A 21,943-nucleotide genomic window follows, 5' to 3' on the forward strand; every position below is an offset into this window, starting at 1 on the left:
AGAAAATACACGACAGGGGATCTCCATGCTTGCCAACTCCTCCTCCAGCCTGCCCCGCCCGCGCCTGGGCATCAGTGCCTGCCTGCTGGGTGACGAAGTCCGCTATAACGGTGGACACAAGGAATCCCGGCTCTGCAGCCAGACCTTCGCCGAGCATTTCGACTTCGTCCGGGTCTGCCCGGAAATGGCCATCGGCCTCGGCACGCCCCGCGAACCCATCCGCCTGGTGGGCGACTCCCAGGCGCCGCGCGCGGTGGGCACCGTCGACCCCAGCCTGGACGTGACCGCCGCCCTGACCCGCTACGGGGAAAAGATGGCGGGCGAGCTCACCGACCTGTCCGGCTTCATCTTCATGCAGAAATCGCCTTCCTGTGGCATGGAAAGGGTCAAGGTCTATCACGCCAATGGCCAGGGCAGCGAAACCGACGGTCGCGGCCTGTTCGCCGCCGCCATCATGCGTCTACGACCGGACTTGCCGGTGGAAGAAGCCGGGCGCCTGAATGATCCGGTGCTGCGGGAAAACTTCGTCACCCGCGTCTTCGCCCACGCTCATTGGCTGCAGCTCATGCAACAAGGCCTGACGGCACGTGCCCTGCTGTCCTATCATTCGCGCTACAAGTACCAACTCATGGCCCATGATGCCCACCGGGCCCGGGCGCTTGGTCAGTTGGTCGGCAGCATCGGCCAGCGCAATCTGGACGAGCTGGGACAGGAGTATTTCAGTGGCCTGATGGCTGCACTGAAAAAGTGCGCTACCCGTGGTACTCACTGCAATGTGCTCTATCATCTATTCGGTTATCTGCGTCGGGTCCTGAGCGACAGCGAGAAGCAGGAAATGCAACAGCTCATCGAGCAGTACCACGAGGGCGTCGTTCCTCTGGTCGTGCCCCTAACGCTGCTCAAGCACCACTTCCGCCAGCATCCGGATCGTTATGTGAACGAGCAGGCCTATCTCCAACCGCACCCCGAACGCCTGAGTCTGCGAAATGCCATCTAGCGCCTCTCCCTTGCCTTCGTCGTCCAACGCCGAAGAGCAGGACTACCAGTCCGCTCTCCATGAGGGCTGGCTGCCCATCCGGGAAATCGCCCGGCGCACCGGCGTGAACGCCGTGACGTTGAGGGCCTGGGAGCGGCGCTATGGCTTGCTGGTGCCCAAGCGCACCCCCAAGGGCCATCGGCTGTACAGCGAGGCCCATGTGGTCCGGGTGCAGCAGATCCTCGCCTGGATCGCCCGCGGCGTGGCGGTCAGCCAGGTCAAGGGACTGCTCGACGAACAGCGGCCCGCCGCGGTACCTAGCGACACGCCCTGGCAGGGCATCCATCAGGAGATGATGGATGCCATCGGCCGGCTGGCCTCGCGCGCCCTGGACGAAGCCTACAATCGCGCCGCCTCGCTCTATCCCCCGCGGGTGCTGCTGGACCAGTTGCTCTGGCCGCTGCTGCGGGAACTGGAGCGCCTGAGCCAGGCCACCGACGATGGCCGCTTGCAACAGGTGTTCTTCCAGTCCTGGCTGCGCAGCAAGCTGGGCGCGCGGATCTACCACAGCCAGCACAGCTTGAGAGGCGCCCCCTTGGTGCTGCTCAATCTTGACGACACGCCGATTAACGTGTCCCTGTGGCTCTGCGCCTGGCTGATCAGCGCCGCCGAGTGCCCGGTCGAGATCGTGGAATGGGCGGTCCCCGCGGGCAATCTGGATCGCCTGGTCGAGCAGCTGGAGCCCCGCGCGCTGGTGCTCTGCCGTGACAGTCGACCCGACAGCGAGCTGCGCCGCCAGCTGCAGACCTTCGCCAACCGCCATGCCCGCCCCTGCCTGACCCTGGGCGCTCTGGGCGAATCCCTCACCGCCGACGCCGCACCGGCGCGCAGCCCGGGGGAGGCCTTCGATCGCCTGCAGAGTGCCGGCCTCCTGCGCCAGGAACGCCATGCATGAGTCAGCTCGTCTGGTTTCGTACCGACCTGCGCACCCTCGATCATCCCGCTCTCCACGCCGCCGCCGAACAGGGTCCGGTGGTGGCCGTCTTCCTGCTGAGTCCTGCCCAGTGGCAGGAACATGACGAGGCGGCGGTCAAGGTCGATTTCTGGCTGCGCAATCTCGCCGAACTGGGCAAGACGCTCGGTTCTCTCGGTATCCCCCTACTGGTGCGCAGCGCCGAGCGCTGGAAACAGGCGCCCCAGGTACTGCTTGAGCTGGCCAGGGAACTGGACCTCGAACACCTGCACTTCAATGACGAATACGGGGTCAACGAAGCCGCGCGCGACGACGCCGTGGCTGAAGCCTTCGAAGCGGCGGGGCTGATGGCCCATCGCTATCTGGACCAGACGCTGTTCGCGCCGGGTACGGTGCTGACCAAGAGCGGCGGCTATTTCAAGGTCTTCGGCCAGTTCAGGAAGACCTGCCTGGCACGCCTGGAAACCGGTCTGCCGACGCCCCTGCCCGCTCCCGGCAAGCAGAAGAAAAGTCTGGTCCAGGCGGATGACCTGCCCACCTCGGTCGCCGGCTTTGCAGCCATCTCGCCCGAGGTGCAACAGCTGTGGCCGGCCGGTGAAGAGGCCGCCCTGCAGCGTCTGCAGGCCTTTATCCAGGACGACCTGGAGGACTATCACCAGGCGCGGGACATTCCCTCCACACCCGGTACCAGCCAGTTGTCCGCCTACCTCAACGCCGGCGTGCTGACGCCCCGGCAGTGCCTGCAGGCGGCGGTCCGCGCCAATGACGGCCTGCTTAGCGGTGGCAAGCAGGGGGCGGCCACCTGGATCACCGAGTTGCTCTGGCGCGAATTCTATCGCCACGTGCTGGTCGGCTATCCCTGGGTTTCGCGGCACCAGCCGTTCAACCGGGACCTGGCCGCCCTGCCCTGGCGTGACGACCGCGAAGGCCTCGACGCCTGGCAGCAGGGGCGCACCGGGATTCCCATCATCGATGCCGCCATGCGCCAGCTCCTGCAGACCGGCTGGATGCACAATCGCATGCGCATGCTGACCGCAATGTTTCTCTGCAAGAATCTGCTGATCGACTGGCGTGAAGGTGAACGCTGGTTCATGCAGCACCTCATCGACGGCGACCTGGCCTCCAACAACGGCGGCTGGCAGTGGAGCGCCTCCACCGGTACCGATTCGGTGCCCTATTTCCGGGTGTTCAATCCCCATACCCAGGCGCTCAAGATCGATGCCCGGGGCGATTATGTGCGGACCTGGATACCGGAGCTGGCCGACCTCAAGGGCAAGGCCGTGCACACCCCCGGGGGCCGCTACCTGACGCCGCTGGTGGACCTGGGCGAGAGTCGCCAGCGCGCCCTGGCCGCCTACCGCGGCATGGCGCGCAAGACGGAAACGAAAAAGCCGGACTAGGTCCGGCTTTTTTCATAGCAGCCCTGGATCAGAGGGTATGGCTGTAGAACAGCGCATAGGACTCGATGCCATCGTTGGGCTGCTTGATGCCGGCGTTGGAATAGTGGGTCGCGCGGATGCCGACGCGCTGGGTGTCGCCGAACTTCAGGCCCAGGCCGATGCGGTCTTCGAAGTTGAAGGCCGAACCCAGGTCCTGTTCGCCGACCTTGGTGCTGGAGAAGACCGAGACGCCGATACCGGCCTCGACAAAGGGCTTCACCTGGCCCTGGCCGAATTCGTAGACGAACACCGGGGCGAAGGACAGCGAATGCTGGTCGGAAGAATGGCCGTTGTCACCTTCCCAGTAGGTGTAGCCCGCATCCCAGTAACCGGTCAGGCGGCCGGTGGAGCTCTGCCACCAGCTCTTGTCCCAGTTCCAGCCGGCACCGATGCGGTAGGTCATGCCGCTCTGGCTGGTGGCGCCGACCGCCCCGGTGATTTCCACAGCCTGTGCCGCTGCCACGCCACCCAGCGAAAGCGCGGCGGCTACTGCGAGGGAAAGCAATTTGTTCATGAGAGTGCCCTTATGGATGTTTCTAGTTTTTACGAACCGCCAGCATTGACCCCTAAGTCGTGAAGGTGTTCACAGGCTGGGACATTTTTACCTACAAGGTCGGATGCTAGTCGCTGGACAGGCATTTGGCGAGCAAAACCCGGGCAGAAAAGTCAGACGAACGCCTTTACCTCGGCACCTGCCGGCCAGAGTTGCGGCAGTACCGCCTCCAGGTCGGCGGGCTCGCCGGACGTCCAGATCCGCGTCGGGCCGGCGGGTCCACGGGCCAGGCGCGCGTCCCGCGCCAGCAGACTCTGCAGGCGTCGGGCCACGGCGGCGCCGGTGTCCACCAGGATGATTTCTGGCGGCACCAGTTCGGCCAGCAAGGGGCGCAGGAAGGGGTAGTGGGTGCACCCCAGGATCAGGGTGTCGCACTCTGCCGTCAGCAGCGGCTCGAGAAAACCCTGCAGCAGGCGCCGGGTCTCGGGGCCGTGCAGATCGCCGCGCTCGACCTGCTCCACCAGTCCCGGGCAGGGCTGGGTCACGACCTGGACGCCCAGGGCGAATCGGTCCAGCAAGGCCGCGAACTTGGCGCTCTGCAGCGTGCCCGTGGTCGCCAGCACCCCGACCCGGCCATTGCGGGTGGCGGCGGCCGCCGGCTTCACCGCCGGCTCCATGCCGACAATGGGCCAGCGGGGATAGCGTTCGCGCAGATCGGCCACCGCCGCCACGGTGGCGGTATTGCAGGCCACCACCAGGGCCTTGGCACCCTGGGCGTGCAGCCGCGCCGCAATCAGCTGGCAGCGCTCGCGGATGAAGGTGGGGGTCTTTTCCCCATAGGGGATATGGCCGCAGTCGGCGATGTAATGCAGGGTTTCCGCCGGCAACAGCTGGCGGATCTCCGCCAGCACCGACAGACCGCCGACGCCCGAGTCGAAGACCCCGACCGGCGCCTCCTCAGCCATGGCGGGCGCCGCACACCGGGCACCCCGGATCGCGCCGGACGCGCAATTCGCGGAAGCGACTGCCCGCGGCGTCCACCAGCAGCAGTCGTCCCACCAGCGGCTCGCCGAAGCCGGCCAGCAGCTTGAGCGCTTCCAGTGCCTGCAGACTGCCCACCAGCCCCACCACCGGACCAAGCACCCCGGCTTCGCTGCAACTGAGCTCGGCTTCGCTGCCCTCGCCATAGAGGCAGTGATAGCAGGGACTGTCGGCGCGACGCGGATCGAAGACGCTGAGCTGGCCTTCCAGGCGAATGGCCGCGCCACTCACCAGCGGCCGCCCGGTGGCCACGCAGGCGGCATTGACTGCCGCCCGGGTGGTGAAGTTGTCCGAGCAGTCCAGTACCAGGTCCACCGCGGCGATGCGCGCCGCCAGGCTGTCGGCGTCCAGCGCCTCGCGCAGCGGCACCAAACGTACCTCGGGATTGAGCGCCGCCAGGCGTTGCAGGGCGGAATCCACCTTGCCCTGGCCGATGCGGCTTTCGTCGTGCAGCACCTGGCGCTGCAGGTTGCTCAGGTCCACCTGGTCGAAGTCGGCCAGGTGCAATTCGCCGACGCCGGCGGCAGCCAGGTAGAGCGCCACCGGCGACCCCAGACCGCCTAGGCCGACGATGAGCACTCTGGCGTCCTTCAGTCGCAATTGTCCGGCGATATCCACCTGGGCCAGCAGTATCTGCCGGCTGTAGCGCAGCAGTTCGCCGTCGCTCAGCATGGCCAGCGGCCTCCGCTGATGCGCGCGTGACCACCCAGGTCCTGGCGACTCTCGACCTCGATGAAGCCCTGGCGCACCAGCAGTTCGCGTACCGCGGCGGCCTGCTCGAAGCCGTGTTCCAGCCACAGCCAGCCACCCGGCTGCAGGTGCGCGGGCGCCGCAGCGATCAGCTCACGGATATCGTCCAGTCCATCTGTGCCGGCTACCAGGGCGCTGCGCGGCTCGAAGCGCACATCGCCTTCGTCGAGATGGCGATCGCTGCCGGCGATATAGGGCGGATTGCTGACGATCAGCTCGAAACGCTGTCCGGCGAGGGCGGCGAACCAGTGACTCTGCTGGAAGCCGACGTTGCCCAGCCGCAGGCGCTGGGCGTTGCGTTGCGCCAGCTCCACTGCGGCCGGGATGCGATCCACGCCGCTGACCTGCCAGCGCGGTCGTTCATGGGCCAGGGCCAGGGCGATGGCGCCGGTACCGGTGCCCAGATCCAGCACCCGCACCTCGTCGGCCAGGGGCAGCGCCAGGGCGGTTTCCACCAGCACCTCGGTGTCGGGACGCGGGATCAGGGTATCGGGGCTGACCTCCAGGTCCAGCGACCAGAAGCCCTGCTGGCCGAGGATATAGGCCACCGGCTCGCCCTGCCGGCGGCGTTCGAGATCGGCCTGGAACCGTGCCAGGGCCTCGCGCGGCACCAGCTTTTCCGGCCAGGTGCGCAGGTAGCTGCGTGGCTTGTCCAGGGCGGCCGCCAGCAGCAATTCCACGTCGAGGCGGGCGCTGGGCGAATCCGGCAACTGGCTTTCGCGCACCAGGGCGCCGATGGTGGCCATGGTTCAGTCTCCCAGGGCCGCCAGTTGGTCGGCCTGGTATTCCTGCAGCAGCGGATCGATGACCTGCTGGACGTCGCCGTTGACCACCTCGCCGAGGGAATAGAGGGTCAGGTTGATGCGGTGATCGGTCACCCGGCCCTGGGGGAAGTTGTAGGTGCGGATGCGCTCGGAGCGGTCACCCGACCCCACCAGCAGCCGGCGGGTGTCGGACATTTCCTTGTGCGCCGCCGCGTCCTGCTGGTCGTTGAGCTTGGCCGACAGCCAGGCCATGGCCTTGGCGCGGTTCTTGTGCTGGGAGCGTTCCTCCTGGCACTCCACCACGATGCCGGTGGGCAGGTGGGTGATGCGCACCGCGGAGTCGGTCTTGTTGACGTGCTGACCGCCCGCCCCGGAGGAGCGATAGGTGTCGACGCGCAGATCGGCCGGATTGATCTCGATGGCCTGCTGCTCGTCAGGCTCGGGCAGCACCGCCACGGTACAGGCCGAGGTGTGGATGCGGCCCTGGGATTCGGTTTCCGGCACCCGCTGCACCCGGTGCGCGCCGGACTCGAACTTGAGCTTGGCGTAGACGTTGTCGCCCTCGACCCGGGCGATGACCTCCTTGAAGCCGCCATGCTCGCCCTCGTTTTCCGAGAGCACTTCCAGTCGCCAGCCCTGGCGTTCGGCATAGCGCGAATACATGCGGAACAGATCGCCGGCAAAGATCGCCGCCTCGTCGCCACCGGTACCGGCGCGGATTTCCAGGAAGACGTTGCGGCCGTCGTTGGGATCGCGCGGCAGCATCATGCGCTGCAACTCGTCTTCCAGTTCCTGCAGGCGCGCCTTGGCAGTGCCGACCTCTTCCTCGGCCATCTCGCGCAGATCCGGATCGCTGTCCTTGAGTAGCGCCTGGGCGCCCTCCAGGTCGGCCTGCACCTTGCGGTATTCGGTGAACGCCTGGCTGACCGGCTCGAGTTCAGCGTATTCCTTGGAATAGGCGCGGAACTGGGTCTGGTCGCTGATGACTTCGGCGTCGCCCAACAGCGCGGTCAGCTCCTCGAAGCGGTCCTGCAGACCGTCGAGCTTGTGCAACAGAGAGGTCTTCATGTCTTGTCCAAACCCTCGTCGAGGGCAAAGAGTTCCTGAGCCAGGGTCAGCGCGTCGACGCGTCCCTCGGCGGATAGTTTCTTGAGCTGCACGCTCGGTGCGTGCATCAGCTTGTTGGTGAGGCTGCGCGCCAGGGCGGCCAGGGCTTCCTGGGGATCGGCGCCATTGGCCAGCTGGCGCTGGGCGCGAGCCAGTTCGTCGTCGCGGATCTGCTCGCCCTGCTGACGAAAGGCGCGGACCACGTCCACCGCGGCGCGCTCGCGTAGCCGCTGCATGAAGTCGTCGACCCCGGCCAGCACCAGCTTCTCGGCGGCCTGGGCCGCGCCCTGGCGACTCTTGAGATTTTCCGCCACCACCTCGTGCAGGTCGTCCACCGTATAGAGGTAGACGTCTTCCAGCTCGCTCACCTCCGGCTCGATGTCGCGCGGCACGGCGATGTCGACCATGAAGATGGGCTTGTGCCGACGCTGCTTGAGCGCCCGTTCCACCGCGCCCTTGCCGAGGATGGGCAACTGGCTGGCAGTGGAACTGATGACGATGTCGCTGTTGACCAGTTCGTCGGGAATGTCGGCCAGGAGCACGGTATGGGCGCCGAATTCCTCGGCCAGGTGGCTGGCGCGCTCCAGGGTGCGGTTGGCGACGACGATGCGGCGCACGCCCTGTTCGTGCAGATGGCGGGCGACCAGGGTGATGGTCTCGCCAGCGCCGATCAGCAACGCCTGGCTGCGGCTGAGGTCGCTGAAGATCTGCTTGGCCAGGCTGACCGCGGCAAAGGCCACCGACACCGGGTTCTCGCCGATCGCCGTGTCGGTGCGCACCGCCTTGGCGGTGTTGAAGGTGGCCTGGAACAGGCGGCCTAGCAGCGGCCCCACGGTGCCGGCCTCGCGGGCCACGGCATAGGCCGACTTGAGCTGGCCAAGGATCTGCGGCTCGCCCAGCACCATGGAGTCCAGCCCGGCGGCCACCCGCATCATGTGGCGCACCGCGGCTTCGTCCTGGTGCAGATAGATGCTGGCGCGCAGGTCTTCCAGAGGCACCCGGTGGTACTGGGCGAGCCAGGCCAGCACGGCGTCCGCCAGGCTGGGCTCCAGCTCCAGGTAGAGTTCGCTGCGATTGCAGGTGGAAAGAATCGCCGCTTCGCGACTGTGGGTGGCCTGCTCCAGCTGGCGCAGGGCCTCGACCGTCTGCTCTGGAGTGAAAGCCACGCGTTCGCGCACCTCAACCGAGGCGGTCTTGTGATTGATGCCGAGCGCGAGAAAGGCCATGGACGCAAGCAGTCGAACGGATTGGGAAAGCCGAACATTGTCCTACGCGCGGGCGGTGGCGACAACCAGCAGCGACGAGACGTCGGACAATCGCCGTCATAGCCTGGGCGAATGAATCTTGCCGGGCAAAAGGCGTCAACAGCCTCGACCACCGCACTTCTCGGCCCGCCGCTCCGCATGTGCGACGCGGCCACGGCGACTCTTGTGGCATGATGGACCGACTGTAAAAAGGCCGCCCTGACCCTATGACCAGATACCTCGCGCTGCTGACGACCGCCCTGCTGCTCGCCGGCTGCCAGAACCTCGGCCGGCAGCCGACGCCCGCCGCCGCCATCCCGCCGCCCACCGCCAAGACCAGCACGCCGCAACCGGCCGGCTCCTTTCGCGAAGACACCCTCTATGACCTGCTGGTCGGCGAGCTGGCCGGTCAGCGCAACCGTTTCGACATCGCCCTGACCAACTATGTCGAGCAGGCCAAGTCGACCCAGGACCCAGGGGTCGCCGAGCGCGCCTTCCGCATCGCCGAATACCTGGGCGCCGATACCCCGGCGCTGGAAACCGCACAGATCTGGGCGCGCAACGCCCCCGACAACCTGGATGCCCAGCGCGCCGCCGCCATCATGCTGGCCCGCGCCGGGCGCTACGACGAATCCATGGCCTATATGGAGCGCGTGCTCCAGGGCCAGGGCGACACCCACTTCGATTTCCTCGCCCTGTCCGCGGCGGAAACCGACGAGACCACCCGCGCCGGGCTGCTCAAGAGCTTCGATCGACTGCTGGCCAAATATCCGCGCAACGGCCAGCTGCTGTTCGGCAAGGCGCTGCTCTTGCAGCAGGACGGCCGCGCCGACGAGGCGCTGAAACTGCTGGAGCGCAATCCGGCGGCCAAGCGCGAAGTCGCCCCGCTGCTCCTGCGCGCGCGCCTGCTGCAGAGCCAGGACCGCAGCGCCGAGGCCCTGCCGCTGCTCGAAGCCGGCATCCGCCAGCACCCGGAAGATCGCCGCCTGCGCCTGGCCCATGCCCGGCTGCTGGTGGAGCTGGATCGCCTGGACCAGGCCAAGCGCGAATTCGCCGAGCTGGTCACCCAGTTCCCGGACGACGACGACCTCAGATTCTCCCTGGCGCTGGTCTGCCTGGAAGCCCAGGCCTGGCGCGAAGCCCAGATCTATCTCAAGGAACTGCTCGAGCGCGGCAGCCATGTGGACGCCGCGCACCTCAACCTGGGGCGCAGCTACGAAGAACTCGACCAGCCCGAACAGGCGCTGGCCGAATACGCCCAGGTCGGACCGGGCACCGACTACCTGGCCGCCCAGCAGCGCCAGGCGGAAATCCTGCTGGGCAGTGGGCGCATCGCCGAGGCCCGTCAGCGCCTGGCCGACGCCCGCAAGCGCCAGAGCGAATACGCCGTGCCGCTCTATCTGCTGGAAGTCGAAGGCCTGGCCAGTGCCGACCAGACCGCCCTCGCCGACCAGACCGTGCAGCAGGCCTTGCAGCAGTATCCCAACGACCTGAATCTGCTCTATGTCCGCTCCATGCTGGCGGAAAAGCGCGGTGATCTCGGTCAGCTGGAAGCCGATCTGCGCTATATCATCGCCCACGACCCCGACAACGCCATGGCGCTCAACGCCCTCGGCTACACCCTGGCCGATCGCACTCCGCGACTGGCCGAGGCGCGCCAGCTGATCGACAAGGCGCACCAGCTGAGTCCGGACGATCCGGCGATCCTCGACAGCATGGGCTGGATCCGCTATCGCCAGGGCCAGCTGGCCGACGCCGAACGCTATCTGCGCCAGGCCTACGAACGCTTCCCCGATGCCGAGGTGGCGGCCCACCTGGGCGAGGTGCTCTGGGCCCAGGGCAAGCGCAGCGAAGCGCGCAAGGTCTGGCGCGTGGGCCTCGACGCCGACGCCGATGACGCCATCCTGCGCAGTACCCTCAAACGCCTGACTGGAAGCGAAACCCTCCGATGATCCGCCTGCGTACCCTCTTCACCCTGTTGCTGCTCGCCCTGCTGGCCGGTTGCGCCAGCACCTCTCGCCAGGAGGCCGTGGAAGGCCAGGGCAACGCCGCCCAGTGGCAGGCCCATAAAAAACGTATTGCCGCCCTCGACGGTTGGCAGATCGACGGCAAGGTCGGCATCCGCGCGCCGCGCGATTCCGGCAGCGGCACCCTGTTCTGGCTGCAGCGCCAGGACTACTACGACATCCGCCTGGCCGGCCCCCTCGGCCGTGGCGCCACCCGCCTCACCGGGCGCCCGGGCGCCGTTACCCTCGACGTCTCCGGCCAGGGCAGCTACCAGGCCGATTCCCCCGAGGCCCTGCTGGAACAGCAGCTCGGCTGGCGCCTGCCGGTGTCGCACCTGCTCTGGTGGGTGCGCGGCCTGCCGGCCCCGGACAGCCGCAGCCAGCTGACCCTGGACGCCGACAGCCACCTGGCGCGCCTGGTGCAGGACGGCTGGACCGTGGAATACACCCGCTACACTGAGCAGAACGGCTACACCCTGCCCGAGCGCCTCAAGCTCACCGGCAAGGACCTGGAAGTCATCCTGGTGGTGAAGACCTGGCAGCCGCGCGAGCTGGGCAAATGACCCCAGCGCCCGCCTTCACCCTGCCGGCGCCGGCCAAGCTCAATCTGTTCCTGCACATCCTCGGGCGCCGCGCGGACGGCTATCACGAACTGCAGACGCTGTTTCAGTTTCTCGACTGGGGCGATGACCTGGGCTTTGCCGAACGCGACGACGGCGAATTGCAGCTGCACGACGGCCTGCCGGGCGTCGCCCCCGAGCAGAATCTCATCCTGCGCGCCGCCCGGTTGCTGCAGCAGGAAAGCGGTACCCGGCAGGGCGCCGATCTCTGGCTGACCAAGCGGCTGCCCATGGGCGGCGGCATCGGCGGAGGCAGTTCGGATGCCGCCACCACCCTGCTCGGCCTGAATCACCTCTGGGGTCTGGGCGCCAGCCTCGACGACCTGGCGGCCCTGGGACTGCGCCTGGGCGCCGACGTACCGGTGTTCGTCCGCGGCCAGGCCGCCTTCGCCGAGGGCGTGGGCGAAAAGCTCACCCCGGTCGCACCGCCGGAACCTTGGTATCTCGTGGCCGTGCCGCAAGTCTCTGTAAGTACAGCAGAAATTTTTTCGGATCCGCTGTTGACACGGGACACTCCCGCCATTAAAGTTTGCGCCGTTCTCAAGTGGTCAGGTCGAAACGACTGCCAGAGTACGGTCGAAAGGCGTTACCCAGAAATTCGTAACGCTTTGATCTTGCTAAACAAATTTGTTTCAGCTAGATTAACCGGCACTGGAGGTTGCATATTTGGAAGCTTTCCAAATAAGACCGAAGCTGATACAGTAGCAAGCCAGCTACCAGCATCACTTCCAGGCTTCGTAGCCAAAGGTAGCAACACTTCCATGTTGCACCGGGCGCTAGCAAGTCTGACCAGAGAATGAGTACAGCTAGTACTCTGCAAGATACAGGGGCGTCGCCAAGCGGTAAGGCAGCAGGTTTTGATCCTGCCATGCGTTGGTTCGAATCCAGCCGCCCCTGCCATTTTCCTTCCAAGACCCACCTCAAGCCGCAGGAACTGCAGCGTGTCCAAGATGATGGTCTTCACGGGGAACGCCAACCCCGATCTGGCACGGCGCATCGTGCGCCAGCTGCACATCCCTCTCGGTGACGTCTCCGTCGGAAAATTCTCCGATGGCGAGATCAGCGTCGAAATCAACGAGAACGTTCGGGGCAAGGATGTCTTCATCATCCAGCCCACCTGCGAGCCGACCAACGACAACCTGATGGAACTGGTGGTGATGGCCGACGCCTTCCGCCGCTCCTCGGCCACTCGTATCACCGCAGTCATCCCCTATTTCGGCTATGCGCGCCAGGATCGCCGTCCGCGTTCCGCGCGCGTCGCCATCACCGCCAAGGTCGTGGCCGACATGCTGACCGTGGTGGGCATCAATCGGGTGCTCACCGTCGATCTGCACGCCGACCAGATCCAGGGTTTCTTCGATATTCCCGTGGACAACATCTACGGCTCCCCCGCCCTGGTGGATGACATCGAAGACCAGCGTTTCGAAAATCTGATGATCGTCTCCCCGGACATCGGCGGCGTGGTGCGTGCGCGTGCCGTGGCCAAGAGCCTGGGTGTGGACCTGGCGATCATCGACAAGCGTCGTCCCAAGGCCAACCAGTCGGAAGTGATGCACATCATCGGTGACATCCAGGACCGCACCTGCGTGCTGGTCGACGACATGGTCGATACCGCCGGCACCCTGTGCCACGCGGCCAAGGCCCTGAAGGAACACGGCGCCGCCAAGGTCCTGGCCTACTGCACCCACCCGGTGCTGTCGGGACGGGCCATCGAGAACATCGACAACTCCGTGCTGGACGAGCTGGTGGTGACCAACACCATTCCGCTGTCCGCCGCGGCCCAGGCCTGCAGCCGTATCCGCCAACTGGACATCGCGCCGGTGGTGGCCGAGGCGGTACGCCGGATCAGTAACGAAGAATCCATCAGCGCGATGTTCCGTTAAGGAACAGCCGCTCTGGAAGCGCCCCGGAAGGCCGTGACGGTCTACCGGGGCTTTTTAGTCGGTAGGGCCGTAGAACTGGTCGCAAGTCTCGGTCTGCCGATTCCTTATCCTGGAGATTCACAATGGTTGATTTCACTCTGAATGCCGAAGTGCGTTCCGACCTGGGGAAAGGTGCGAGCCGCCGCCTGCGTCGTAATGCCGGTAACGTTCCCGCCGTGATCTACGGTGGCGACAAGGCTCCGACCTCCATCACCCTGGTCGGCAAAGACCTGGCCAAGATGCTGGAAAGCGAAGCCGCTTTCGCCAGCGTCATCACCCTGAAGGTCGGTGGCAGCAACGAAAGCGTCCTGGTCAAGGCCCTGCAGCGTCATCCCTCCAAGGGCTACGTCATGCACGCTGACTTCCTGCGCGTCATCGCCGGCCAGAAGCTGACCGCCCACGTCCCCCTGCACTTCATGAACCAGGAAACCTCCGTGGGCGTGAAGCAACAGGGTGGCGAGATCCTGCACACCATCAACGAAGTCGAAGTTTCCTGCCTGCCGAAAGACCTGCCGGAATTCATCGAAGTCGACATGGCCAAGGTCGAGCTGGACCAGATCGTTCACCTGAGCGACCTGAACGTCCCGGCTGGCGTCGAGCTGGTGTCCCTGGCCCACGGCAGCGATCTGCCGGTTGCCAGCATCCACATGCCGCGCATCCGTGAAGAAGCTGCTGACGGCGCTGCCGAAGAAGGCGCTGCCGAGTAAGTTCTCGCACGCCTGAAAGAGAAGGGCTCCTGACATGACTGCCGTCCAACTGATCGTCGGCCTGGGTAATCCGGGCCCCGAATACGACCAGACCCGGCACAATGCAGGGGCCCTTTTCGTTGAGCGGCTGGCAGCCGCCCAGGGCGCGAGCCTGGCTGTCGACCGCAAGTATCACGGCCTCGTGGGGCGCTTTCGCCACGCGGGCAACGATGTTCGTCTGCTCATCCCCACCACCTACATGAACCGCAGCGGCCAGGCCGTGGCGGCGCTCGCCGGCTTTTTCCGCATCCCGCCGGCGGCCATCCTGGTGGCCCATGACGAACTTGACCTGCCACCCGGCACCGCGCGCCTCAAGACCGGCGGCGGCCACGGTGGGCACAACGGGCTGCGCGACATCATCGCCCAGCTCGGCAATCAGAACGGCTTCCAGCGCCTGCGCCTGGGCATCGGCCATCCGGGCCATGCCAGCCTGGTTTCCAACTTCGTGCTGGGCCGCGCACCGCGCAGCGAGCAGGACCTGCTCGACACCAGCATCGAGGCCGCCCTGGAGGTGGTACCGGCGCTGCTGGACGGCGAGCTGACCCGCGCCATGCAACGCCTGCACAGCCGCAAGGCCTGACCTACCCTCTTCCTTTTCTTCCGCGAGGACACACACCATGGGATTCAATTGCGGCATCGTCGGCCTGCCCAACGTCGGCAAGTCCACCCTGTTCAATGCCCTGACCCAATCCGGTATCGCGGCGGAAAACTTCCCCTTCTGCACCATCGAGCCCAACAGCGGCATCGTGCCCATGCCCGATGCGCGACTGAACGCCCTGGCGGAGATCGTCAAACCCGAGCGGGTGATCCCCACCACCATGGAGTTCGTCGACATCGCCGGCCTGGTGGCGGGTGCCTCCAAGGGTGAAGGCCTGGGCAACAAGTTTCTCGCCAACATCCGCGAGACCGATGCCATCGCCCACGTGGTGCGCTGCTTCGAAGACGAGAACGTCATCCACGTGGCCAACTCGGTGGACCCCAAGCGGGACATCGAGGTGATCGACCTGGAGCTGATCTTCGCCGACCTCGACAGCTGCGAAAAGCAGCTGCAGCGCGTGACCCGCAACGCCAAGGGCGGTGACAAGGAAGCCCTGGCGCAAAAGGCCCTGCTGGAACAGCTGATTCCCCACTTCGAGGCCGGCAAGCCCGCCCGCAGCCTGATGAAGGGCCTGGACGAAGAGCAGAAGCGCCTGGTGCGCAGCTTCCACCTGCTGACCAGCAAGCCGGTGATGTACATCGCCAACGTCGCCGAAGACGGCTTCGAGAACAACCCGCACCTGGACGTGGTCCGTGCCATCGCCGAAGAAGAAGGCGCCGTGGTGGTGCCGGTATGCAACAAGATCGAAGCGGAAATCGCCGAGCTGGACGACGACGAGGAAAAGCAGATGTTCCTTGAGTCCATGGGCATGGAAGAGCCGGGCCTGAACCGGGTGATCCGCGCCGGCTACGAACTGCTCAACCTGCAGACCTACTTCACCGCCGGGGTGAAGGAAGTCCGCGCCTGGACCGTCCGCGTCGGCGCCACCGCGCCCCAGTCGGCCGCCGCCATCCACACCGACTTCGAAAAGGGCTTCATCCGCGCCGAAGTGGTGGCCTATGACGACTTCATCGCCTTCAAGGGCGAGAACGGCGCCAAGGAAGCCGGCAAGTGGCGCCTGGAAGGCAAGGACTACATCGTCAAGGACGGTGATGTCATGCATTTCCGCTTCAACGTCTAAGCGACGGCCAAGGCCAGAGCCCCCTCCCCACCGCAAGGTGGCGAGGGGGTTTTCTTTGCGCGCTCGCCAGCGGCCTGGCTGACACTGGACGCCTGGCGATTTGGCACAATGACGGCGATTCAACCGTCGTCAAACGTCTCCCGCTGCCTGGATGCCGCAATGAATTTCGAAGACCTGCGCCTGTTCGTCACCACCCTGAACGAGGGCAGCTTCACCGCCGCCGCCGACAAGCTGGGGCTGTCCAAGCAATTCGTCAGCCGGCGGACCATGGCACTGGAGGAAAGTCTGGGGGTGCGGCTGCTCAATCGCACCACGCGACGCCTGCAGGCGACCGAACTGGGGATGCTGCTCTATGAGCGGGCGGTCAAGATCCTCGAAGACGTCAACGACACCGAGGAATTGCTCTCCAGCCGGCGGACGGTGCCCCAGGGGGTGCTGCGGGTCAGTGCGCCCATGACCTTTGGCACCCTGCACCTGAGTCCCTTGCTGCCGGATTTTCTCTCGGCCTATCCGCAGATCCGCCTGGAGCTGGATCTCAATGACCGGGCGGTGGACCTGCTGGCGGAGGGCTATGACATGTCGATCCGTATTGGCACCCTGGCCGATTCCAGCCTGATCGCCAAGCGGCTGACCGAGATGCAACTGGTGACCTGTGCCAGTCCGGATTATCTACGGAAGGCGCCGCCGCTGCTGCAGCCGGAGGATCTGGCCGAGCACAGCTGTCTGCTCTATGGCCATGGTCGCCAGGTGGAATGGCGCTTCCAGCGTGGGGGCAAACCGCTGGTGCTGCCCATGCAGGGTCAGCTCCGGGCCAACAACGGAGAGGTGGTGCGGGATGCGGCCATTGCCGGTCAAGGCATCGCGGTGCTGCCGACCTTCATCATCGGCGCGGCGCTGGCCTCAGGGGCGCTGGTGCAGGTGCTGGAAGACTTCGCCCTGCCCAGCGCGGCGGTCTATGCGGTCTATCCCCAGCATCGTCAGTCGGCGCGCATCGTCCAGCTGTTCTCGGACTATCTGCGCGACCGGCTGACGGTTCAGCCGACTCACGCCACGGCGCCGCGGGCCGGTTGACGCTGGGGCCACTGCTGCAGGGTCCGCTCGGCGCCGTCGGCGGCCAGGCGTTGGCCGTCCAGGCGCTGTTGCTGGCGCTGGATCGAGGGTTGCAGACTGCGCTCGGCACCGTTCTCGGCCAGGGCACGGCGCGGGTCGAGACGCTGTTGCTGGCGCTGGATCGAGGGTTGCAGGCTGCGATCGGCACCGTTTTCGGCCAGAGTACGATCCTGCTGCTGGTGCTTTTCGATCAGCGAACCCAGGGGGCGCAGGGCGCTTTCCTCGGCCTGGGCGGATTGGGCGATGGCGGCGGTGAGCAGGGTGGCGGCGAAGAGGGCGGTGAGGGCTTTCATGGCGAGTACCTGTGTCGGGTGGGTGTGGACTCATTGTCGCCAGCCCACCCCGCGCCTAGAAATCGTCCCTCGGGATAGCGATCATCGACCGCGCTGATGATGGCGTTCAGGCCCGCGCCTGACGCTGCCGCATGAGGAACAGGCCCCAGACCGCCAGCGCCGTGGCCGCCAGCAGGCACCCGGCCAGACTCACGCCGGTCCAGCCGAAGTGTTCGTAGAGTCGCGCCGACAGCAACGAACCCAGGGAGCCGCCGAGGAAGTAGCCGGTCATGTAGCCGGCGTTGAGGCGGCTGCGCGCTTCCGGGCGCAGCCGATAGACCACGTTCTGGTTGCTCACGTGGCTGAGCTGCACGGCGAGATCCAGCACCAGGATGCCGACCAGCAGCGCCGCCAGCGACTGCTGGGCGAAGGCCAGGGGTAGCCAGGCCAGGGTCAGGGAGGCCAGGCCGATGCTGGTGGCGAGACTGCCCTTGCCCTGGTCGGCCATGCGTCCGGCCAGGTTGGCGGCCAGGGCGCCCACGGCGCCGGCGAGACCGAACAGGCCGATGGTGCCGTCGCTGAAGCCATAGGGTTCGGCGGCAAGCAGAAAGGCCAGCGGCGTCCAGAACACCGCGAAGACGGCGAAGCCCAGGCACCCCAGCAGGGTGCGCAGCCGGTGCAGGGGCTCGTCGCGCAAGAGCTCGAACACCGACCCCAGCAGCCGTGGATAGCTCAGGCCCGCCGACTGCTGATAGCGCGGCAGGGCCAGGCGCAGGGCCAGGGCGGTGGCCAGCATCAGACCGGCCGCCACGGCATAGACGGTGCGCCAGTCGCCCAGGGACGAGAGCGCTCCGGCCACGGTGCGGGCCAGCAGGATGCCGAGGATGAGGCCGCTCATCACCGTGCCCACCGCCCTGCCCCGCTGCTCCGGCGCGGCCAGGGTCGCGGCGAAGGGCACCAGCACCTGGGCCACCACCGAGAAGAGTCCGGTCATGGCGGTGCCCAGCAGCAGCCAGGTCAGACTGGTGGCGGTGGCGCTCAGGGTCAGGCCAGCGGCGGCGATCACGCTCATGGTGACGATCAGCCGACGGCGCTCCAGCAGATCACCCAGGGGCACCAGCAGCAGGAGTCCGGCGGCGTAGCTGAGCTGGGCGGTGGTGACGATGCTGCCGGCCTGGGTGTAGCTGAGCTCGAAGCGCTGGGCGATGGTGTGCAGCAGCGGCTGGTTGTAGTAGTTGCTGGCCACGGCGATGCCGGTGGCGACGGCCATGAGCAGGGTCAGCCAGCGGCTGAGAGGAGGCGTGGGGTTCGACATCCGCGGGGGTCCGGCAAGGAGGAGGCTAGTCAGTATCGGACAACGGCGGCTATCGGTTAAATGAATCGTTAAGATGGCCTTGATCTCATTTCAAGATAGCGCCATGAATCTCAAGCAGCTGGAATTCGCCGTCGCCCTGGCCGAGGAGCGCCACTTCACCCGCGCCGCCGAGCGCTGCCATGTGGTGCAGTCGGCGCTCAGTCACCAGATCGCCCGACTGGAAGCCGAGCTGGGCGCCACCCTGTTCGAGCGCCTGCCGCGTCAGGTGCGCATTACCCCTGCCGGCGAGGCCTTGCTGGTGCATGCGCGCCAGGCGCTGGCGGCGGTGGAGCGCTTGCAGCAGGACGTGGCCGCCGCGGTCGGCGCCATTCGCGGCACCCTGACGCTGGGCCTGATCTCCTCGGTGCCGCGCCTGGATATCGTCGACTTGCTGGCCACCTTCCATGCCCGTCATCCCCAGGTGGACATCCGCCTGCGCCAGGACAAGAGCGAGACGCTGCTGGCGGCGGTGCGCGAGCGGCAACTGGATTTCGCGCTGATCGGGCTGTCGCGCCAGGTGGCCCTGGCGGCGGTGGACAGCCGCCTGCTGCTCAGCGAGGAACTGGTGGCGGTGCTGCCCGCCGCGCACGGCCTGGCGGGGCGAGAAAGGCTGTCGCTGCACGAGCTGGTGGATCTGCCGCTGGTGGACCTGCCCGCGGGCAGCGGCGCCCGGAGGCAGACCGACGAAGCCTTCGCCGCCCTGGGCCTGCCCCATCGGGTGCGTTTCGAGACGGGCAACATGCAGTTGCTGGAGCGCTTCGTGCGCCGCGGCCTGGCGATCGGCCTGGTGCCCCAGAGTATCGCCAGCACCTTTGCCGGCCTGGCCCGGGTGCCGGTCAGCGATGCGCCCCAGCGTAACGTCCACGCCATCTGGTCGCCCCTGCCGACGCCGGCGACCCGGGAATTTCTCAAGGTACTGGAAGAGGCGCTGGCGGATTAGCTGTCGCGCATCGGTCGGCCGCCGCGAGACGCGAGTGACAGCCTGGCAGCGGCCCTTGCTAAGCTGTCAGGCCCGTACCGCCGGAGATTTCAGCCATGCAGATCACGCGCATCGTACCGAACATCGCCACCGCGCAATTGGCCGCCGCCAAGGTCTTCTACGGTGAGCTGCTGGGGCTGACGCTGGCGATGGACCATGGCTGGATCCTGACCTTCGTCGGCGCCGGCCAGACCACTCCCCAGGTCAGCTTCGCGATGGAAGGTGGCTCGGGCACGCCGATGCCGGAGTTGTCGCTGGAAGTCGATGACCTGGACGAGGTCTTGCGTCGATTGGAGGGCGCGGGCTACGTGCCGGAGTACGGTCCGGTGATGGAGCCCTGGGGCGTGAGACGCTTCTTTGTCCGCGATCCTGGTGGGAGGCTGTTGAATTTCCTGGAGCATGTTTGAGGAATGACCGCCGGGCGCTCGCCGGGTGGTCCGCCGGTACGGCCGCGGCTAAAAGCCCGCGCAGAAACGTAGCCTGGAAAACGGCGCGGCCTTTTCAAAGGGGTGACGTTGTTGCGCGGGGAGCGCCCTCACCCCAACCCTCTCCCGGAGGGAGAGGGGGCTAGCCGTGCAGGCGTTCAGCTCTATCTGAACCGTAGCCTGGAAAACGGCGCAGCCTTTTCAAAGGGGTGACGTCGTCGTGCGGGGCGTGCCCTCACCCCAGCCCTCTCCCGGAGGGAGAGGGGGTTATTCGAGCAGGCGTGCAGCTCCATCGGAAACGTAGCCTGGAAAACGGCGCAGCTTTTTCAAAGGGGTGACGCCGTTGTGCAGGGCGTGCCCTCACCCCAGCCCTCTCCCGGAGGGAGAGGGGGTTATTCGAGCAGGCGTGCAGCTCCATCGGAAACGTAGCCTGGAAAACGGCGCAGCCTTTTCCAAGGGTGACGTTGTTGGGCGGGGAGCGCCCTCACCCCAACCCTCTCCCGGAGAAAGAGGGGGCTAGCCGAGCCGGTGTTCAGCCGCGGCAGAACGCTAGACAGCCTGCAGAGCTACCCTCAGCCCTCGCTGACCGGCAGCCGGCGCACGAAGTTGCCCACCCGCCAGGCCAGCTGTTCGCCCTGGCACTGCACCAGCAGGTTGCGCACCGGGTAGGACTGGCCGGCGACGCTGGCTTCGGCCTGGGCTTCGCTGGCGCCGTCCAGGTGGTTGCGGGCGAGAACCTGATAGCTGCCGGTGGGGCAGCGCGCCGCCGCTTCGCCCGCGCAGCCGGACCAGCTGCCGAAGACCCCGTTGCACTGCACCAGGTAGGCCGTGCTGCCATCCCTGAGGTAGGCGTTGTGGGAGCTGGCGCAGCCGGCCAGCAGGGCGAGGAAGCCGGCGCAGGCCAGCAGGCGGAGGGTATTGCGAAGGGCGGCGAGGTTCATGGGAGTGGCTCCAAACAATATGGAGCCATCCTAAGAAGCCAACCCCCTCCCCCATAAATCGTACCGGCGGATAGCGCTTATCGACGACGCTGATGGCCGCGGCGCTAGGGGTTCTCGCCCATGAATCTGATGATCTCGCCGCGCAGCCAGCGCTCGCCCGGATCCTGGTCCTGGGCCGCGCGCCAGACCAGCGACAGCTTGGCCGGGACGATGGGAAACGGCGGTTCCTCGATGCGCAAGCTGCCACTGGCGGCCAGCGCCCGGGCGGCGTAGTCGGGCACCGTGGCGAGCAATTCGCTACCGGCCAGCAGGGCGCCGAGGCCGTTGAAGTGGGGGACGCCCAGGGCCACCTTGCGACTGCGGCCGAGGCGCGCCAGGTCGTCGTCGATGTTGCCGCAGAGATCGCCGGACATGGACACCAGCACATGGGGCCGGGCGCAGTAGTCATCCAGCGTCAGGGGCGCGGGATCGCGGTCGGCGCGGACCACCAGGGCGCGGATGTGCCTCAGGGTGCGGCACTTGGCGTTGGCCGGCAGCTGGGTGGTGTAGCTGATGCCCAGGGACACCTCGCCACTGGCCAGCAGCCCGGGCAGGAGCAGGAAGTTGGCGTTGCGCACCACCAGCACGCAGTGCGGCGCCACCTCGCGCAGATGGGCCAGCAGCGGCGGCAGCAGGCCGCATTCGACGTCGTCGGACATGCCCAGGCGAAACACCGCGCGACTGGCGCCGGGGTCGAAGTCGTCGACCTCGCTCAAGGCATTGGACAGGCCGTCCAGGGCCGGACGCAGCCGTTCGAGAATGGCCAGGGCGCGCGGCGTGGGCTCCATGGCGCGACCGCTGCGCACCAGCAGGGGATCGTCGAAGAACTGTCGCAGGCGCACCAGGGCGGCGCTGATGGCCGGCTGGCCAAGAAAGAGCTTTTCCGCGGTGCGGGTGAGGTTGCGCTCGTGCATCAGGCTTTCGAACACCACCAGCAGGTGCAGGTCGATGCGGCGCAGGTCGTTGCGGTTCACGGCATCCCTCCGCGAAGGCCAGGCGCCGGGAGAGGCGCCTGACCGTCGTT

23 protein-coding genes and 1 tRNA gene are annotated in these 21,943 nt (G+C 66.6%); 14 read left to right on the top strand and 10 right to left on the bottom strand.

Going from position 1 to position 21,943, the window contains the following annotated elements:
• Positions 1–25 precede the first annotated feature (25 nt).
• Genes DBY63_RS20740 through DBY63_RS20750 form a run of 3 tightly spaced genes read left to right on the top strand, consistent with a single transcriptional unit; the run spans position 26 to position 3,349 of the window.
• Positions 26–997, top strand: a complete 972-nt coding sequence (locus tag DBY63_RS20740; protein ID WP_027602876.1) for a DUF523 and DUF1722 domain-containing protein — start codon at positions 26–28, stop codon at positions 995–997.
• Positions 998–1,007: 10 nt separating this feature from the next.
• Positions 1,008–1,931 (top strand): MerR family transcriptional regulator, encoded by a 924-nt coding sequence (locus DBY63_RS20745; RefSeq protein WP_027602875.1) that lies wholly within the window; start codon positions 1,008–1,010, stop codon positions 1,929–1,931.
• Positions 1,928–3,349 carry a deoxyribodipyrimidine photo-lyase gene (locus tag DBY63_RS20750; protein WP_108582778.1) on the top strand — a complete coding sequence of 474 codons (1,422 nt, stop codon included), beginning with the start codon at positions 1,928–1,930 and terminating at the stop codon, positions 3,347–3,349. The genes DBY63_RS20745 and DBY63_RS20750 overlap by 4 nt, the downstream gene beginning before the upstream one ends.
• 28 nt (positions 3,350–3,377) lie before the next feature.
• Here DBY63_RS20750 and DBY63_RS20755 read toward each other — a convergent pair whose 3' ends face one another.
• The 6 genes from DBY63_RS20755 to hemA form a co-directional block, all read right to left on the bottom strand.
• Positions 3,378–3,902 carry an acyloxyacyl hydrolase gene (locus DBY63_RS20755; RefSeq protein ID WP_027598954.1) on the bottom strand — a complete coding sequence of 175 codons (525 nt, stop codon included), beginning with the start codon at positions 3,900–3,902 and terminating at the stop codon, positions 3,378–3,380.
• Positions 3,903–4,054: 152 nt separating this feature from the next.
• Positions 4,055–4,846, bottom strand: a complete 792-nt coding sequence (gene murI, locus DBY63_RS20760; protein ID WP_108582779.1) for a glutamate racemase — start codon at positions 4,844–4,846, stop codon at positions 4,055–4,057.
• Positions 4,839–5,594, bottom strand: a complete 756-nt coding sequence (locus DBY63_RS20765) for a molybdopterin-synthase adenylyltransferase MoeB (RefSeq protein ID WP_042136577.1) — start codon at positions 5,592–5,594, stop codon at positions 4,839–4,841. The genes murI and DBY63_RS20765 overlap by 8 nt, the downstream gene beginning before the upstream one ends.
• Positions 5,588–6,418 carry a peptide chain release factor N(5)-glutamine methyltransferase gene (gene prmC, locus DBY63_RS20770; protein ID WP_027602870.1) on the bottom strand — a complete coding sequence of 277 codons (831 nt, stop codon included), beginning with the start codon at positions 6,416–6,418 and terminating at the stop codon, positions 5,588–5,590. Before prmC ends, DBY63_RS20765 begins: the two co-directional genes overlap by 7 nt.
• A gap of 3 nt (positions 6,419–6,421) precedes the next feature.
• Positions 6,422–7,504 carry a peptide chain release factor 1 gene (prfA, locus tag DBY63_RS20775; RefSeq protein WP_007161558.1) on the bottom strand — a complete coding sequence of 361 codons (1,083 nt, stop codon included), beginning with the start codon at positions 7,502–7,504 and terminating at the stop codon, positions 6,422–6,424.
• Complete coding sequence (gene hemA / locus DBY63_RS20780; protein ID WP_108582780.1) at positions 7,501–8,769, bottom strand: glutamyl-tRNA reductase; 1,269 nt, start codon at positions 8,767–8,769, stop codon at positions 7,501–7,503. The genes prfA and hemA overlap by 4 nt, the downstream gene beginning before the upstream one ends.
• Before the next feature lie 245 nt (positions 8,770–9,014).
• Here hemA and DBY63_RS20785 point away from each other — a divergent pair, with 245 nt between their 5' ends.
• The 9 genes from DBY63_RS20785 to DBY63_RS20825 all read left to right on the top strand — a co-directional run bounded on the left by DBY63_RS20785 (position 9,015) and on the right by DBY63_RS20825 (position 16,870).
• Positions 9,015–10,739, top strand: a complete 1,725-nt coding sequence (locus DBY63_RS20785) for a tetratricopeptide repeat protein (protein WP_027602869.1) — start codon at positions 9,015–9,017, stop codon at positions 10,737–10,739.
• Entirely contained in the window at positions 10,736–11,356 is a 621-nt protein-coding gene (gene lolB / locus DBY63_RS20790; RefSeq protein WP_037007293.1) for a lipoprotein insertase outer membrane protein LolB, read from the top strand. The genes DBY63_RS20785 and lolB overlap by 4 nt, the downstream gene beginning before the upstream one ends.
• Positions 11,353–12,213, top strand: a complete 861-nt coding sequence (gene ispE, locus DBY63_RS20795) for a 4-(cytidine 5'-diphospho)-2-C-methyl-D-erythritol kinase (protein WP_108582781.1) — start codon at positions 11,353–11,355, stop codon at positions 12,211–12,213. The genes lolB and ispE overlap by 4 nt, the downstream gene beginning before the upstream one ends.
• A 25-nt stretch (positions 12,214–12,238) precedes the next feature.
• Positions 12,239–12,313, top strand: a tRNA-Gln gene (locus DBY63_RS20800).
• 41 nt (positions 12,314–12,354) lie between these two features.
• Entirely contained in the window at positions 12,355–13,296 is a 942-nt protein-coding gene (locus DBY63_RS20805) for a ribose-phosphate pyrophosphokinase (RefSeq protein ID WP_007161553.1), read from the top strand.
• A 122-nt stretch (positions 13,297–13,418) separates the two neighbouring features.
• Positions 13,419–14,042: a 50S ribosomal protein L25/general stress protein Ctc gene (locus DBY63_RS20810; RefSeq protein ID WP_027602867.1), complete on the top strand. Its 624-nt coding sequence runs from the start codon at positions 13,419–13,421 to the stop codon at positions 14,040–14,042.
• Positions 14,043–14,076: 34 nt separating this feature from the next.
• Positions 14,077–14,661 carry an aminoacyl-tRNA hydrolase gene (pth, locus tag DBY63_RS20815; RefSeq protein ID WP_042136568.1) on the top strand — a complete coding sequence of 195 codons (585 nt, stop codon included), beginning with the start codon at positions 14,077–14,079 and terminating at the stop codon, positions 14,659–14,661.
• Positions 14,662–14,698: 37 nt separating this feature from the next.
• The gene (ychF, locus tag DBY63_RS20820) at positions 14,699–15,799 is read left to right on the top strand and encodes a redox-regulated ATPase YchF (protein ID WP_007161550.1); all 1,101 of its coding nucleotides are present in this window, start codon (positions 14,699–14,701) and stop codon (positions 15,797–15,799) included.
• Positions 15,800–15,958: 159 nt separating this feature from the next.
• The gene (locus DBY63_RS20825) at positions 15,959–16,870 is read left to right on the top strand and encodes a LysR family transcriptional regulator (RefSeq protein WP_044343174.1); all 912 of its coding nucleotides are present in this window, start codon (positions 15,959–15,961) and stop codon (positions 16,868–16,870) included.
• Here DBY63_RS20825 and DBY63_RS20830 read toward each other — a convergent pair.
• Together DBY63_RS20830 and DBY63_RS20835 are read right to left on the bottom strand one after the other, a co-directional pair.
• The gene (locus DBY63_RS20830) at positions 16,843–17,202 is read right to left on the bottom strand and encodes a hypothetical protein (RefSeq protein ID WP_044343175.1); all 360 of its coding nucleotides are present in this window, start codon (positions 17,200–17,202) and stop codon (positions 16,843–16,845) included. The two genes, DBY63_RS20825 and DBY63_RS20830, sit on opposite strands and share 28 nt — an antisense overlap.
• 106 nt (positions 17,203–17,308) lie before the next feature.
• On the bottom strand, positions 17,309–18,496 hold the full coding sequence (locus tag DBY63_RS20835) for an MFS transporter (RefSeq protein ID WP_108582782.1): 1,188 nt from the start codon (positions 18,494–18,496) through the stop codon (positions 17,309–17,311).
• Between the two features lie 103 nt (positions 18,497–18,599).
• Between DBY63_RS20835 and DBY63_RS20840 the strand changes: the two genes are divergently transcribed.
• Positions 18,600–19,475: a LysR substrate-binding domain-containing protein gene (locus DBY63_RS20840; RefSeq protein ID WP_108582783.1), complete on the top strand. Its 876-nt coding sequence runs from the start codon at positions 18,600–18,602 to the stop codon at positions 19,473–19,475.
• A 95-nt stretch (positions 19,476–19,570) separates the two neighbouring features.
• Positions 19,571–19,921, top strand: a complete 351-nt coding sequence (locus tag DBY63_RS20845; RefSeq protein ID WP_108582784.1) for a VOC family protein — start codon at positions 19,571–19,573, stop codon at positions 19,919–19,921.
• A gap of 590 nt (positions 19,922–20,511) precedes the next feature.
• Here DBY63_RS20845 and DBY63_RS20850 read toward each other — a convergent pair.
• Positions 20,512–20,880, bottom strand: a complete 369-nt coding sequence (locus DBY63_RS20850) for a hypothetical protein (RefSeq protein ID WP_074584048.1) — start codon at positions 20,878–20,880, stop codon at positions 20,512–20,514.
• A gap of 104 nt (positions 20,881–20,984) precedes the next feature.
• Positions 20,985–21,893: a LysR family transcriptional regulator gene (locus DBY63_RS20855; RefSeq protein ID WP_027599161.1), complete on the bottom strand. Its 909-nt coding sequence runs from the start codon at positions 21,891–21,893 to the stop codon at positions 20,985–20,987.
• Between the last annotated feature and the right edge of the window lie 50 nt (positions 21,894–21,943).

Source organism: Pseudomonas sp. RIT411 (assembly GCF_003057735.2).
GTDB classification, from domain to species: domain Bacteria; phylum Pseudomonadota; class Gammaproteobacteria; order Pseudomonadales; family Pseudomonadaceae; genus Chryseomonas; species Chryseomonas oryzihabitans.